The organism is Halogranum roseipondis (genome assembly GCF_059695585.1).
On the sequence record NZ_JBUEED010000007.1, the window covers coordinates 189,277 to 203,730 of the forward strand.

The following is a 14,454-nucleotide window of genomic DNA, read 5'->3' on the forward strand; positions in this document are numbered from 1 at the left end:
TTCTAGTTTAACGCTCTGGACCAGCGCTGTATCGTTGGGACTACCTGTCAGAGAAACCCGGTGGGTGATGTGACATACAGCCCACCGGATTCAGTCGTTGTTGACCGAATTCAAAGAGCGTTTCCCTCCGATGAGTTGCGCGAGCGCGCTCGCGCAACGAATCTCGTCCAGCGAGAGCGCAAGTTCGACGTCGTTGCGCTGTTCTACACGCTTTCACTCGGCTTCGCCGCTGGATCAGATCGCTCGATCCAGGCGTTTCTCGAACGCTTCGTCGAGATGGCTGACTGCGACGAACTCGCCCACACGTCGTTCAGTAACTGGTTCTCACCAGCGTTCGTTGCGCTCCTTCGAGAGATTCTCGATGACGCCATCGAGAATCTCGATCCCGGACGAAACCCACTTAGAGGACGTCTCGAAGCCTTTCGAGACGTCCTCATCGTTGATGCCACGTTCATCTCACTCTACCAAGACGCCTCAGATGTCTACATCGGCCTTCGTGAGGAACACGCTGGCGCGAAACTCCACCTCACTGAATCACTTGCAACCGGCCTTCCAACACGATTCCAGATTACTGACGGAACCACACATGAACGCAGCCAGCTACCCACCGGCCAGTGGGTAGCTGGCGCTCTTGTCCTGCTTGACCTCGGATTCTATGATTTCTGGCTGTTCGACCGCATTGACAACAACGACGGCTGGTTCATCTCTCGCGTCAAATCCAACGCGAACTTCGAGATCGTTGAGGAACTTCGCACATGGCGGGGCAACAGTATCCCACTCGAAGGCCAGTCGCTGCAGGACGTCCTCGACGACCTGCAGCGACAGGAAATCGACGTCCGTATCACCCTCTCGTTCGACCGCAAACGAGGGTCGCGCACCCGCGCGACCCGGACCTTCCGACTCGTCGGCATGCTCAACGAGGAGAGCGGCGAGTACCACCTCTACCTGACGAATCTTCCTGTCGATGACTACAGCGCGCCCGATATCGCACAGCTGTATCGGGCGCGCTGGGAGGTCGAACTGCTGTTCAAGGAACTCAAATCGCGGTTCGGTCTCGACGAGATCAACACGACTGACACCTACATCATCGAGGCGCTGATCATCATGGCTGCAATCTCGTTGATGATGAGCCGCGTCATCATCGACGAACTGCAGAAACTCGATGCGAGACAGCGTGAAAGCGCCGACGACGCCTCGGCGTCGTCGCCGCGACTCCCTCGCCGACGGTGTTCAACCGTCGTTGAACGCCACTCCCACCTTATCCACCTGTATCTGATGGTTGAGTTGGGGTACGGTCTCCCGGACTTGGATGCGCTGTTGCTGTGGGCATCACGCGATCCGAACCCCCATCGTTCGAGATTACGTGAGGAGGTTGAGTCTGGCGAGTTCGGTTAGAACTCGCCCGACGGAATAGGCGGATCGATCCGTTGACTAGCGATAGCTCTGGGTCGGCGACGCACTCACAGCGGTGAGTGCGCCGCCTCAGTAACGAGAGTGCAGATGAACTCTGGTCGACTGCCCCAGCAACCCGAGTCACAGCTTGATCTCGACTTGTTTCGGCACGTTTCGCTCGCCGAAGTCGTCTCAAACCGCCACTAAACTAGAACGGATGCTCGCTACATCATCCACGTCACGGCAGACTCAGAGTTGATTCCCCAGCTTCGTGACCTCGAACGTGAACATCGACTTCAGCGAACGTAATTCGATTACCAGAACTCGAGGCTTTGCTTGACCGCCTCGCGTTTCAGCTCCTGAATCTCTTCCGTGATCGGGATATCCTTCGGACAGACCGTCGTACAGGAAAACTGCGTGTGGCACTGCCAGACGCCGTGTTCGTCGTCGAGGAGTTCCAGCCGGCGTGCTTGGGCAGTAGCCCCTTCGCGTTCGTCCATGTAGAAGCGATACCCCTTGACGATCGCCGCCGGTCCGATGTACTCGCTATCGGTCTGGGCCGGATTACACGACGACGTACAACAGCCACACTGGATACATCGCGAGGCCAGCTTGATCTTCTCGCGATTCTCCGGCGACTGACGTTGCTCTTCTCGCTTCCCAGCGGGAAGCTCGTCGGGCTGGAAATACGGCTCGACAGCCTCCATTCGGTCGTAGAAGGGGTCCATGTCGACGACGAGGTCCTTGATGACTGGTTGATGAGGAAGTGGTTCGACGCGGATCGGTTCGTCGAGATCCGAGAGCTGGGTCTGACAACCGAGGCGCTGACGACCGTTGATGAACAAGCCGTCACTTCCACAGACGCCCATTCGACAGGAATGCCGAAACGTGAGCGACGAATCGTACTGATCTCTCGCGTAAATGAGCGCATCGAGGACGGTCATTCCCCGTTCGGTGGGAACAGTAAACTCATCGAATCGGGGTTCCTGTTTGGATTCGACATCGGGATCGTATCGGAACACCCTGAGACGGATCGGTTCTGTCTCAGAATCGACAGCCTGTTCGGCTTCACCTTGTGATTGAGTAGCCATCGCCCGCTTTCGTTTTCGCTCCAGCCGTTGCTGTTGTGACGTCTCGTCGGTGTCTGATTCAGGCTTCGTCGATGATGGCTGCTGGGTGCTCATGAGTACCCTCTCGAAGCGTTAGGTCTCTCGTTTCGCAGCAAGAACGAGCAATGCGGTACAGTCCGTCTTCGCAACCGGAGAGATGTCTTGCGCTCCATCGAAATGAACCACATCCCCCTGGTTCACGTGGTGTGATGCCCCGTCGAGTTGGAGTTCGAGGGCACCAGAGATGAGATAGAGAACGATCTCTCGATCCGGGTGAGCGTGTGGTTCAACGTGCTCCCCTTCCGAAAGGGTCAATCGGATCGTCTTCGGCTCTTCACTGGGAAACGCGTTTGCATGCGGTACGCCGTCGAGTTCCTGTAGTGATTTGATATGTACCATGGGGCTCGAATCGGGTGGTGGATGGCTTCGCAGGTTGTGACCGCCGTTCGGTTCGTTTGTGGGCGTTATTCGACGTGAGCGCGAACGACGTGGCCGCCACAGCCACACTGTTCGATGTACTCCCAGCGAACGTCCTGCTCCTCGAACCGGTCGCCGAGCGCGTCGTAGAGATACGTCTCCGGATGGCCGTGTGCCTCGTGAGTAACGAGATTGACGTGGTGGCCGCTTGTCGTGTGTTTGATGGCCGCAATCGCGTGTCGTTCGAGTAAGGAGCGATCGTCTGCGTACTGTGGCTTCTCGAGATTCGCCGACCACGAGTTATCGTGCGTACGGTCAGTGACCGGTTCCGTGTCCCTGGCTGTAAATCGCGAGACACCGACTCGGAGCATCAAGCCATTGTTTTCTTCACCTGCAGTGGTAGCGCGGAGTCTCCTTCCGCAGACGGGGGAGCCCTCTGCTGGCATTTGAAAAGGCTGGTAAGTGTCGCTTACTAGCACCAGTCTCATATATCTCCAGAGCGAATTTACCAACGAAGCGTAATGAATGATTCATCGACCCGACGCAGTGTCCTCGCATCGCTTGGTGCCGTCGGCGTGACTGGTGTCGCCGGGTGCTTGGGAGACCCCGGTCAAACCGAGCCGAATACCACGCCAACGAATACGACCACGGCAACCACTTCAGCGACCTCGAGCGGAAATACGACCGAGACATCCACACAACAAGACCAGCCATTCACCCGTGGCGAACTCCTCGACGACTTCGAGGATATCGGGGCGAAAGACGCGCGTTGGGGAACGATTGGCGGGACAATCAAAGCCGACACGGAAGATGTGTATGCGGGTACCCAGTCGGTCCACATGACCAACAAAAACGGGGACGTCGCTGGGATCTACAAATCGTTCTCGGAGGGGCTTGATCTTCGCAAGCACGACCTGTCGATCGCCGTCAAACTCGAAAAACCAGTGCGGGGGAAGATTGCTGCTGAGTTCATCGCTCCGGCACGCAGCGACATGCTCACGAGCAAGCGCTTCATCCCCAAGGAACTCAATGACTGGGTCCGTATCGATCTGGGGTACACCGGGAAAACCGGCGAGCCGGTAATGAAAGCGATTCAAGAACTTCGGCTCATGGTCTTGACCCCAGAGGGCGAGCCGATCGACGTGCGCATTGACGACCTCCGAAAGATCCCCAAGCCCGACAAAGGGAAGGTCATCTTGCAGTTCGACGACGCTGTCACCTCTCAGTACGAGGTTGCGTTCAAGGAACTGCAGAAACGCGGCTGGCCGGGCGGGGTCGCTGTGATTCCTGACGCCATCAACAGCCAAGGCAATCTGACGACTGGGCAGATGCGTGAGATGCGCGATGCTGGCTGGGACATGATGGCTCATCCGCAGGCCCCAGAGCCGTTGCCGGCGTACTCGAAAGCGAAACAACAGCGGATCATCCAGCAAGCGTACAACTACCTCGACCTCAAGGGGTTCCCAGAAGGTGCGCGTCACTTTGTCGCCCCCTACAACCGAGTGAGCAAGACGACACTGGAGATCGTCGAGCAGTACCACGAGACGGGGTTCATGTTCGGTGCCTGCCCGAACAACGCCCAGCAACCGAGTAACATGCACGCCATCTCGCGAATCATGGGGAAGGACCCACAGGGGACACGTCGGATTCTGAATCTTGCTGAAGAGTTCAATCAACTGGCGGTCGTCACCTGGCACTCGATCGGTGACGGTGAGGACTACGAGACGTCGGTTGACGACTTCATGAACGTCTTAGATCACCTCGAACAGAAAGACGTCGACGTGATTGCCCCCTCTGGGCTCATCGACGGCTAAGGGCTTCCTCTCGTGAGGGCGTTTGCTTTGCTTTGCTCCGCGTTTGTGATTAGTGAACAAGAACGCGTGTTCGGATTCGGCGTCTTTGTTCTCGATTCGTATGGTGCGGTGCCTTGCAGGTCGCCAAGATCTCTGTTGAGCTACAATGCGAGCGCGAGCAGTTCCTCTGTCGCGCTGCTGAATGCGTTAACACCGATTTTGGAGTACGACGTGAGACCCAGTGGAGTACGGTGATACTGGGTCGTCACGCCTCGGTCGTTGTTGTTTCCTCGGTTGGTGTTCCTTCTGCAGTTGTCGTACCCGCTGCGGTAGGTGTGCCGTTATCTGGTGTTGTTTCTGCTGTCGTCGTCCCCTCTGCCGTCGTGGTTCCTTCCGCTGTCGTCGTTTCTTCGGCGGCCGTCGAATGGGCGTTAGAGCACTCAGTCGAAAACTAACACCTCGACCAACGAGGCACACCGTACTCACACCCATTCGAGCGCGGCGTTGTGCTGGGCGACGTACTCAGGGTTCAACGCGTCGTCGAGTTGCGGGAGGTACTCGCCGGCGCGGTCGATGATGGTGCGTTGCAGCACGTCGCTTCGCGTTTCGAACGCCGGGTTCACGCGTAACCGGTACTCGCGGTCAACGGTGAACAGCTCCCGGTCGAACGCTGCGTGATGCGTTTTACTGAGCGGCAGAACGTTCCGCACGTCCGCGCGGTGCTGCGGGTGCTCACTCCACGACAACACGTGCGCAACGTCTAGCAACACCGGGTGATCCACGCCCGACACGGGGCACGTACCGTCGTACCGCGACAACACCGTCGCGCGGAACTCCGGATCCACAGCACGCGCAACCACTGTCGTCTCGTACGTCCCTGCATGGAACTCTTGACGCCCCGCTGTAGACGTCCACTCAGCGTCACGCCACTCACCGACCGCGTGACCGACGAACTCCCAGCCATCGTCTGTTAGCATGTACTCGCCGCCGCGTTTCTCGACGAGACCCATACTCCGCAACCAGTTCGCACGCTGCTTCGCCATGTCCGTCTCCCCGCGACTCCACCCTAACTCTGGGTGCGTATCCAACTGCTGGTCACTAATCTCCGAAATCGTCAACGACCCCGCAGACAACGCGTACAGCAAGCTCCGCAACCCCACGTTCCGCTCGCACATGATTCGAAGCAGAACACCAGTGTCGTGCTCTGCTTTGTACTCTCGACCTGGATCGCCTAACCGCCACTCATCACCAATACGTCGCAAAAACCCGACGTTCTCCAAGTACGACACACGCCGCAGGATCGAGTCGCGGCTCGACACGTTCGCGAACGACCCGCGATGCCACCCCACTAACTCATCCGTCGAAGGGCGATGCGTCACAACGAACTCAAGAACCGCATCTAACGACTCCACGTACTGCGTCGCCCCGCCAAACATTGGGACGATACTCCGCAGTCGATCCGCAGGCATACACCGACCCACTCACACCCCGATCAAGACGTTTCCCCTTATCGACACGAATCCGTCACGACTCCGGCGGGTCGTCAATTGGCGGCCGTAAATCCTGTGACCGAAAACCCGCTTCCTCACCCGACTGCAACTCCACGCGGAACAACCCAGAATCCCTGTCCTTCCCAGCATCGTCATCCCAGCATCGTCATCCAACATCGAAACCACGCGGCCATGCATCCCGTGATACCGCTCGTGATCCGGGTCCGTCACATCCGGAAACGTAACTCGTTTCAGACTTCGTAACGCGTCGTTGACGTAATCAGCAGAGAACGTGAGCTCGGCCACGACCGTCGGTACTCTAGCCGTGTGTGGAGTCAGAGTGGCGGACTGGCGTGGCTTGCTCAAGCAGGTCGAACATCTCATCCGCCTCTTCTTCGGGCGTTTTGTCTACCTCTTCGGAGTCGACAACACCAGCTAATTCTTTGGCATCCGACCAACTTCCACACCGCTCGGCGATGGTTGTCACCGAGGGTTTGTAGCCGGATTGCTCGTAACTCTGTATCGTCGGTTCCTCACCGTGCGTGTCTACAAAATTTCGAAGCGCTTGCAGACAATCCTTGCGGGTGTACTGGTTGCGAGAGGGCGGGTCAAGATCGGCGAGAGACAGTGCATGAGCCCACGAGCCACAACGACGTGCAATGACACTTGCCGATGGGGACAACCCGAGCACCTTGTATTCGAGCTTAGTCGGTGTCTCGCCCAACTGCGCAGCTGCAGTCTGGAGGGCGTTGAGGCACTCGGCAACGGTCTCGTCGTTTGTTCGCCGCCTAGACATATTCAGACAGACTACGGCTCGTCACAAAGCCCTATCCCCGGGCAAGATGTGTAGATGGTGCATTCAGTGAGATGGATGGCTTTGGAAGTACGACGCTCGTCAGTATCGGGGACGTTTGGAGCTGTCCCATCACACCCGTTGTGAGCGGCCTCGAACGACCAAACCGCTCAAACTCGTTTCATACACGCCTACTACTCCTACAACAACCGAGGATTTCCCGAGTACTGCTGCTAGTACTACCGTGCGTCCCGGCGTGGTGTGTCAGTGTCCTATCGTGTACCTAGTGTAATGACGCGGGTATCACACCCTCACTGTCTCCACCACATCACCACGTCTGTGATACTGCGCGAATTCTCGTTCGCCGACTCGAGATCGGCGACCGCTTGCTGTGTGAAGACGACGCGTCTCGTCCCGCGGCGTTTGACGATCTTCGTCTCGTCTTTGCCGAAGCGATTGAGGAACTCCATCACTCGCGAAACAGTCTCCGGGTGGGGGCTTTCGTCGTCCTTCGAGCGCAGGACGTTCCGAATCGTCCCCGAGTCGATCGAGTAGCCAGCCGGGACCTTCTTGGCGTAATCGCTGATGCCCTTCGCGATGTAGCGAGCCCGCTTTTCGTTGGACGTGAGCTTCTGGACGGCGTCTTTCGAGAAGGCGACGACCTGCTGGAGTGGGGAGAGCGAGGTCACGTCGTCCTCGCTCGTGGCGACGTCGTCGGTGGTCAACTCGTGGAACTGCTGTTGGAGGCGCTTGCGGTGTTCGTGGGCCGACTCGTAGTTCGTTTCGAGTTTGCGCACGCGGGCTTTGGACTCGGCGAGGTCCGCGTGGTGGGACTCGATCGTCTCGGCCTGGTCGTCGACGGTCGATTCGAGCTGGTCGGTTTCGGACTCAAGGGTATCGACGCGGGCTTGGAGCTCTTGATTCTCGGTTTCGAGCTCGTCGACGCGGGCTTCGAGCTGTTCGTTCTTCGTTTCGAGGGCGTCGAGACGGGATTTGAGTGTCTCGAGTTCGTCGGCGAGGGCCGGACTCGGGGTTGCGCTCATTAGGTGCCCTCCGTAGTGAGCGGTGGCTGTGCGACGAGACCTTTTTGAGTCGGGGGCGTATTCGAAGTCATGCGGTTTGGATTGCTCTGACCGCACCGGATCCGTGGTTCCAACACGGGTCCTTTCTGGGAGGACCAAGTGACCCGGTGAGTCGTTACGTTATCCCACTCATTCCACTCACTTTAACCTGAGCACTATTTGGTGCTCATTAGGTTCAAAACCGGACCCACTATCTCACACATCGGTTTGATTAACACTCACCTTGGACTTGCTCCTGTATGCGCAAACGGGGGGAGTGGATGAAACCGACCGATGATCAGATCCTCGAGATACTCGGCGATTCGGGTCTCGTACTAACACCCACTGTAATCGCGTTCAATGCTGGTTTCGGTAGGTCTCACGTGAATCGGCGGTTATCAGAATTCGTTGAGAAAGGGCTCGTGAGGCGTATCGAGCGAGGAAAGTACGAGATCACTGATGAGGGACTCGGCTATCTCTCGGGAGACGTCGACGCGTCTGAGTTGTAAACACAGGAACTCCCTTCTCTTCACTCGTCGCGTGGATCGCTCACGAACTCGAAGAGCCGCGTAGATTCGTGGATGAGTTCCACATGACCACGAGCTTCGAGCACCTCGAGGCGATTGTACACACTGTTTCGTGAGTACCCCGTTTCGTCGACGAGATAACCTTTCGTTGCGATACCCCACGGCCCATCTGATTCCCGTCCGCGTTTGAGCACGTCGAGAATTGCTTCGTCAGTCCCGGTGAGGTTAGGAGCGCTCATAGCTGTTCTTTGCTGTGGCTATGCTATAAAACATGGCATAATAACTGTGCATCCAAACTATGCTGAATGCACACTATTAAGTAGGTGCAGCGTATACTTGTAACTGAGAAGCCCTGGTTTCGCCGTTCGCAGAAAGGCCACGTGCTGTCACACGTGACCGGGTGCTTCTCGAGGTACCAAGAAGCAATGTCAACTACGAAAGCCCTCGCACAAGAGCGTACCGCATCGTTAGCTAGTCACCTCACCAGCGCCCTCACCCGCTCGTTTACCCTCGGCGTCGACGCCACCGGGTCGACCCATCACTATTACCGCCCCGCCGACGCCGTTGTCGTCTTCGACGGGCGCACGTTAGATCACTACCAGCCGCTTGATGGCCGCCCGCTCGCAGAGTGGCGGGCGTTCGTTTCCCAGGAGCGCGGGTGGGCTTCGACCGGCCAGCTTGCGCAGGTTGGCCTGCAGGTTGATGCAGAGCGCAAGGAGGCCCACGCATGAGCGCACGCGAAGAGTTACAGATGCATCTCTCTCAAGCGCTGTCGCGGACTGAGGATGCAGACGTGCAGGCGCATCTCTACGCCGCGTTGGAGTCTACTGAGGAGTTGCCGCCGACGCCGCTCGTCGAGTGTCCCATGTGTGGTAAAGTGGGGTTGCCGGAGCGGATCGGGATGCACGAGTGTAAGCTTGAATAGCTCCTAACCACTCGGAAATGATGTCTGCATTATCACAGACAAAGGCCAAGAGTACCTCGACGGCGAGTGGAACGTGGGGCAGGATCGTTCGGTGAACGTTGTTGACGATGAGAGCGAGAACGGAAACGGCGACGCCGTCGCCGAGTCGGGCTCGTAGAAGGATAACCCATGTTGGCTCCGAGGAAGAGTGGTCGGTGGCAGTGTGCGCGTTAGATGACTGTATCTTGGAGTTTCTCCAGCTCAAAGGCTGGAGTTCTCCCGACTTGATCGCACGGGGGCTGAGTGCCGAGGCTTCGAGACGACGAATTCACGAACAGTGCCGGCTTCTCGCCCACGCGGGACTCGTTTTGCCTAACTCAGACAATTCGAAGGCGGATCGATTCGAGATCGCGGGTTGGGGAGTGCTGTATCTGGAGGGGAAAGTGAACGCGGAGTTGATGCGGCCGATTCCGAGGCCGAGGTCACCGGATAAGGTGAGACCGGGTTGGGCAGGCTTTGTTTGAATTGTGCTGAGAATCAAGACTCCGCAAACAATTAGTTTCACACGGAGTGTAACTAATAGCCAGAAGCAACAATATGCAAAAGAGTAAATTAATATCCAAAATCAATGATGCCGCTGGAAATGAAAATTCAGGGATAGATTTCAAGCAAGACTATCATATTGGAGGCATACCGTACAAAAAATCAGAATTCATCAAGGATATTGCATCACTAGCGAACACACAGACCGGTGAGGAAGAGCACTATATCTTGGTAGGAGTTAGCGACAGCGGAGAGATCGTCGGAGTCACTAGATCTGAATTGACATATTCTGGAGACGGACCAAGGCATATTTTTTCATATGATGAATCAGACATTCAACAAATTGTTGACGGGTTCCTTAGCCCTTGCCCAGAACTCTCGGTATACCAATACAAAGAAAATAGCAAAATATTCGGTGCAATTGTGATTTCTCCGTTGTCAAACCCACCAACTATTGTTTCGAAGCATTTGAGAGAAAACGAAAAGAGTTGGCTCAACAAAGGGATAATCTATATTCGAAGAGGTTCAAGCAGCGAAGTTGCAGATATTGAGGATATAAATGGTATCATTTCACATAGAATTGAGAATGAGCGGAATAAAATTCTCGAATCAATCCACAAAGCGGTAGAATTGGGGCCAGAAATGATTGAGCAACTAAGCTCTGCTTTTAGTTCTCAAGAGGGGGTCCCAGTTCGACACGACCCACAGTCTTCAGCGGGAGTGGATCAAAGATTCACGCGGATACCCCCAGAAACGGGTGATGAAGAACTCAACAGCGACATCAGTTTGTGGCGAGTTCGACAGAGTTATCGTTTAGATCGAAAGCCTCTATGGAGCTATTATCGACGAAGAAGTAATTTAGAGGTCAATGTAGAGGCTGCCAAGTTTCTTGTGAAGACTGCTTGTAAATACCATCTTACTGGCTATTATTTCATGCACCAGTTTAAAACAAAACAAATAATGGAAATTTTGTCAGAGGTGGAGGACAAGGCTGGTCTGCGAAAGACTGCTGCAAAAATCCCCTATCTAATGGGGAATCGTGACCAATTTGAGTCATATATTGAACAGAGTTCATCCGTTACAATCTCAAGAACTAATGAACTGAGAACGATGTCAGATAATATTGACAAGTCTATCGAAAAACGTGCTAATGGCATACTTCATGAGAATTCATATCAATTGGTTAATGATGGCATGAACCTTGAGTTCAATCTGAGTGACTTTGGTGAAGAAGAAATAATGGACACAATAAAACAAATATCCACTGAATTGGAGGGATTACAATCTTTCGTAGATGAGTCTGGAACGCGTGTCTACCAGCGTGATGAATTCAAAAATGCATTACATGATTTGGAGATCGCTCTTTGTAGAGAAGCATTTAGACAGGTTGAATAGACACACATCATAGGATTCAGTCACTGAACCAAATATAGCTTGGCGGCCGTTGTCGCATTAATTCCTACGCTGAGCCGGTGACTCTTTTCGTCGATGAATTAAGCGTAGATGTATTCGCAGCCACCAGCTGGTTTGAGCTGTATCCGGAAGGGAAAGTGAACGCCGAGTTGATGCGGCCGATCCTACGACCGCGGCCGCCCGACAAGGTTTGACCGAGCGACTGATTTGGGCTCACCCCATCACCATAGTCTAAGAGAACAATATGCCCTGACTACAGGGATTTCTGAATATCATTGGAATCTCTGGTGAGGTTCTCCATTTGAGACCGATAATGGCCAGTATCTGCCCCCCTTCTTTCACGGAGCGTAACAAGATATATGACACCCCAGCAATAGCATCTACTAAAATGAGTGAAAAGTCGCGCGAATATATTCAGACACGGGTTGAGGGTCTCACAGACCACTCTGAGGAAGTGATGGATCTCAGGCCCGACGTCGTGAATGACTTCGACAGTTGGTCTGCACTCAAGCTCATCCTCCACTCGGCGGTCGTGAACATGTACACGAAGGTCATCTCAAACCACTTTCGTGACTTCTACTACATTGACGCGCTGTCAGGATCAGGTGTCTCGAAGTACGATGAAGGGCAGTGTTTCATTGGCTCACCGATATTGGCTGCGAAGGCTGCTCGAAGACCGTTCACAAAGATGTATTTCATCGAAAACGACGAGGACTACTGTGAGGCTTTAGAGGCTCGTCTGAGATACGTATTCTCGAGCGACGATATCGATATTCAGGAACCCGAAGAATGGGAGGTCATCCAAGGAGATGCTAACGAGGAAATTCCGAACGTAGTCGACGATATCAACTCGCGTGCGAATCCCCGTGTAGGCTACAATTACCTCTGCAATATAGACAATCAGGGACTGAACGTGAAGTGGGACGCGATTAAAGAACTCACTCCAAAGCCCTACGGTGACCTGCTAATCAATTTCCCCACCGCACAAGCCGTCGGCCGAAATGCTGTTCGTGACGAACTCGGAGCAATCAACGAGTTCTTTGGATTGGACATCTCAAAGTTAGATCTGTCTGAAGATAACATTCGGGAAGACCTCAGGGACGTGTACATGGAACGACTTGCTGGGCGAGATCGTCCTGTGCAGGAGGTGACGAAGGTGAACGCTGGTGTCGGGAGTTACTACTACGACATGATATATGCCACGAGAGAAACCAGTGGCGGTAGCGAATACATCAAAGTCATCGACCACGTGAAGGAGTTCGTCGAGGCAGTGAACGGTGCTGACGTGAGTGATATGATCGATATCATTGACAATAAGCAATCCACTATTGAATCGTTCATGCCACAGGGCGCAGATATCGACGACGAGTTGCCAGACATGGGTGAAGCCACGACCCAAACCGGATTAGGAGACTGGAGATGACTGATTCACGGGCAAAGATACAATTGGAAGAGCGAGCAAAGACTGATGAATACGTCGTTTCGAGCACTTCAGAGCAGTTTGAGGTGTTTGAAACACAGCCGTCTCTGAATAAGGTACGGGAGGCAAGTCGCCGATATGGCGATGTTTTCGACCAAATCGACCTTCTGGACTCACATATCCACTGTACTGAGTGTGGCGATGCTATCTCTGAGCGTTTCAGTGCAACATTCCACGGTGAAATTCTCTGCTGGGCTTGCGCGACTGATGCAGATTCCCAGAGTGATGGGTCCCGTGGAATTACTCGGACTACAGACCCTGCGAAAGTTGTTCTTGGAGAGTCCGGTCTGTACCACAAGAGCCTCTGTGACTACGTCATCAACGTCGCTACGGGATGTACACACGGCTGTAAGTTCTGCTACGTTCCGAGTACGCCGAACATCAGTGCACGCCAGGATATGCTCAGTGAGCGTGCTGGTGTTGAGAATAGCCAGCAGGAGTGGGGAAGCTACTTACTCTACAGAGACGACTTACCTGAGCGTCTTGCTAGGAAGCTGGACCGGAAACGAAAGTGGAAGAAAACGGACCGTGGGCGAGGAATCGTTATGCTCTCGAGCGGAACCGACTGCTATCAAGACCGACGGACTGCACAGATCACCAGAGGCTGTGTGATTGAGTTGGTGAAGCGTCATCTCCCAGTCCGGATATTGACACGCAGTCCGGCGGTAACTCGTGACCTTGATCTATACAAGGCAGCCTCGCAGATGACCAGCGATGACGAGGGACATCTGGTCCGTGTCGGGTCGTCGATTCCATGCCTCGATGATGAGCAAGTTCGCGCGATCGAACCCGGCGCACCAGTTCCTTCTGCGCGTCTTGAGGCACTGAAAGAACTCAGCAATGCAGGTGTTCCGGTCTACGTGTCGATGTCGCCAACGTACCCGACTCAGACCGAGGAAGACTTCGACGACTTGCTCTCTAAGTTCGCCGATCTCAACGCTGAAGTCGTCTTCCACGAGCCGATCAATCCCCGCGGAGGAAACTTCGACATGACAGTCCAAGCCGCACGTGATGCTGGACAGACCGAACTTGCCGACGAATTGGAAAAGCTCAAGAACCGAAGTCATTGGGTTGAATACTCTTTACGCCAGATGAATTGGGCAGAGAAGTACGGGAAAAAGCACGGTGTGGACGTTCACGTGTGGCCTGACAAGGGTGTGATCCGGTCTGTGGATAAGGACACTGGTAATGAGCTAAGTAACCAGCGAGAAGCGGTGTCCCCCGAAAATGTGGCAGAGCCATCGATTCCATCCTGATTTCACTTTCACTCTGGATGGCTCGATACTTTGGGGATGCAACATAAATGGTATCTCCGTGACCCCTCTATGCACCTCGACACTAAGCGGGACCCAAACGGTGGATGGTACGACAGATTCGTCTACCTCGTCGATGAAGATGGTCACATAGTCGAGGATCTCGGCAAACATCCCACACTGGATGAGCTACGGGAAGCCGAGCGGCGGCACGGAGTTCGAATCAACCTGTGGCAACAGGGGCTCGTTTGTTCAGGGTGCGGCAACCAAATCAATGAC

Annotated in this window: 16 protein-coding genes and 1 pseudogene; 8 read left to right on the forward strand and 9 right to left on the reverse strand. The window is 54.7% G+C overall.

The window, feature by feature from the left end; translation table 11 throughout:
- Positions 1–60: 60 nt before the first annotated feature.
- Positions 61–1,395, forward strand: a complete 1,335-nt coding sequence (locus tag EOHIBHHM_RS23195; RefSeq protein WP_497257141.1) for an IS4 family transposase — start codon at positions 61–63, stop codon at positions 1,393–1,395.
- A gap of 311 nt (positions 1,396–1,706) precedes the next feature.
- On the opposite strand, the gene EOHIBHHM_RS23200 is transcribed toward EOHIBHHM_RS23195, so the two are convergent.
- From EOHIBHHM_RS23200 to EOHIBHHM_RS23210, 3 genes are all read right to left on the reverse strand, one after another.
- Positions 1,707–2,576, reverse strand: a complete 870-nt coding sequence (locus tag EOHIBHHM_RS23200) for a succinate dehydrogenase/fumarate reductase iron-sulfur subunit (protein WP_497258283.1) — start codon at positions 2,574–2,576, stop codon at positions 1,707–1,709.
- Between the two features lie 18 nt (positions 2,577–2,594).
- On the reverse strand, positions 2,595–2,900 hold the full coding sequence (locus EOHIBHHM_RS23205; protein ID WP_497258285.1) for a cupin domain-containing protein: 306 nt from the start codon (positions 2,898–2,900) through the stop codon (positions 2,595–2,597).
- A 65-nt stretch (positions 2,901–2,965) separates the two neighbouring features.
- Positions 2,966–3,289, reverse strand: coding sequence for a CGCGG family putative rSAM-modified RiPP protein (locus EOHIBHHM_RS23210; RefSeq protein WP_497258287.1), 324 nt, complete (start codon positions 3,287–3,289; stop codon positions 2,966–2,968).
- Between the two features lie 468 nt (positions 3,290–3,757).
- On the opposite strand from EOHIBHHM_RS23210, the gene EOHIBHHM_RS23215 reads away from it, so the two are divergent.
- The gene (locus EOHIBHHM_RS23215; RefSeq protein ID WP_497258289.1) at positions 3,758–4,732 is read left to right on the forward strand and encodes a polysaccharide deacetylase family protein; all 975 of its coding nucleotides are present in this window, start codon (positions 3,758–3,760) and stop codon (positions 4,730–4,732) included.
- 461 nt (positions 4,733–5,193) lie between these two features.
- Here EOHIBHHM_RS23215 and EOHIBHHM_RS23220 read toward each other — a convergent pair whose 3' ends face one another.
- The 5 genes and pseudogenes from EOHIBHHM_RS23220 to EOHIBHHM_RS23240 form a co-directional block, all read right to left on the reverse strand.
- The gene (locus EOHIBHHM_RS23220) at positions 5,194–5,721 is read right to left on the reverse strand and encodes an HNH endonuclease (protein WP_497258291.1); all 528 of its coding nucleotides are present in this window, start codon (positions 5,719–5,721) and stop codon (positions 5,194–5,196) included.
- A gap of 514 nt (positions 5,722–6,235) precedes the next feature.
- Positions 6,236–6,316, reverse strand: a complete 81-nt coding sequence (locus EOHIBHHM_RS23225; RefSeq protein WP_497258833.1) for a hypothetical protein — start codon at positions 6,314–6,316, stop codon at positions 6,236–6,238.
- 77 nt (positions 6,317–6,393) lie between these two features.
- A pseudogene (locus EOHIBHHM_RS23230) lies at positions 6,394–6,585 on the reverse strand (hypothetical protein); the annotation flags it as partial.
- On the reverse strand, positions 6,521–6,997 hold the full coding sequence (locus EOHIBHHM_RS23235) for a homing endonuclease associated repeat-containing protein (RefSeq protein ID WP_497258293.1): 477 nt from the start codon (positions 6,995–6,997) through the stop codon (positions 6,521–6,523). The gene EOHIBHHM_RS23235 and the pseudogene EOHIBHHM_RS23230, both read right to left, overlap by 65 nt.
- Positions 6,998–7,305: 308 nt before the next feature.
- The gene (locus EOHIBHHM_RS23240; protein ID WP_497258295.1) at positions 7,306–8,037 is read right to left on the reverse strand and encodes a hypothetical protein; all 732 of its coding nucleotides are present in this window, start codon (positions 8,035–8,037) and stop codon (positions 7,306–7,308) included.
- 278 nt (positions 8,038–8,315) lie between these two features.
- Between EOHIBHHM_RS23240 and EOHIBHHM_RS23245 the strand changes: the two genes are divergently transcribed.
- Complete coding sequence (locus EOHIBHHM_RS23245) at positions 8,316–8,564, forward strand: winged helix-turn-helix domain-containing protein (protein WP_497258297.1); 249 nt, start codon at positions 8,316–8,318, stop codon at positions 8,562–8,564.
- A 20-nt stretch (positions 8,565–8,584) separates the two neighbouring features.
- On the opposite strand, the gene EOHIBHHM_RS23250 is transcribed toward EOHIBHHM_RS23245, so the two are convergent.
- Positions 8,585–8,821 (reverse strand): ArsR family transcriptional regulator, encoded by a 237-nt coding sequence (locus tag EOHIBHHM_RS23250; protein ID WP_497258299.1) that lies wholly within the window; start codon positions 8,819–8,821, stop codon positions 8,585–8,587.
- 186 nt (positions 8,822–9,007) lie between these two features.
- Here EOHIBHHM_RS23250 and EOHIBHHM_RS23255 point away from each other — a divergent pair, with 186 nt between their 5' ends.
- From EOHIBHHM_RS23255 to EOHIBHHM_RS23275, 5 genes are all read left to right on the forward strand, one after another.
- Positions 9,008–9,313, forward strand: coding sequence for a hypothetical protein (locus EOHIBHHM_RS23255; RefSeq protein WP_497258301.1), 306 nt, complete (start codon positions 9,008–9,010; stop codon positions 9,311–9,313).
- Positions 9,310–9,507 (forward strand): hypothetical protein, encoded by a 198-nt coding sequence (locus tag EOHIBHHM_RS23260; RefSeq protein ID WP_497258303.1) that lies wholly within the window; start codon positions 9,310–9,312, stop codon positions 9,505–9,507. The genes EOHIBHHM_RS23255 and EOHIBHHM_RS23260 overlap by 4 nt, the downstream gene beginning before the upstream one ends.
- A gap of 576 nt (positions 9,508–10,083) precedes the next feature.
- The gene (locus tag EOHIBHHM_RS23265; protein WP_497258305.1) at positions 10,084–11,424 is read left to right on the forward strand and encodes an AlbA family DNA-binding domain-containing protein; all 1,341 of its coding nucleotides are present in this window, start codon (positions 10,084–10,086) and stop codon (positions 11,422–11,424) included.
- Positions 11,425–11,830: 406 nt separating this feature from the next.
- A complete protein-coding gene (tcmP, locus tag EOHIBHHM_RS23270) occupies positions 11,831–12,865 on the forward strand; it encodes a three-Cys-motif partner protein TcmP (protein ID WP_497258307.1) in 1,035 nt (344 codons plus the stop codon).
- Complete coding sequence (locus tag EOHIBHHM_RS23275; RefSeq protein ID WP_497258309.1) at positions 12,862–14,178, forward strand: SPL family radical SAM protein; 1,317 nt, start codon at positions 12,862–12,864, stop codon at positions 14,176–14,178. Before tcmP ends, EOHIBHHM_RS23275 begins: the two co-directional genes overlap by 4 nt.
- Positions 14,179–14,454: the final 276 nt, after the last annotated feature.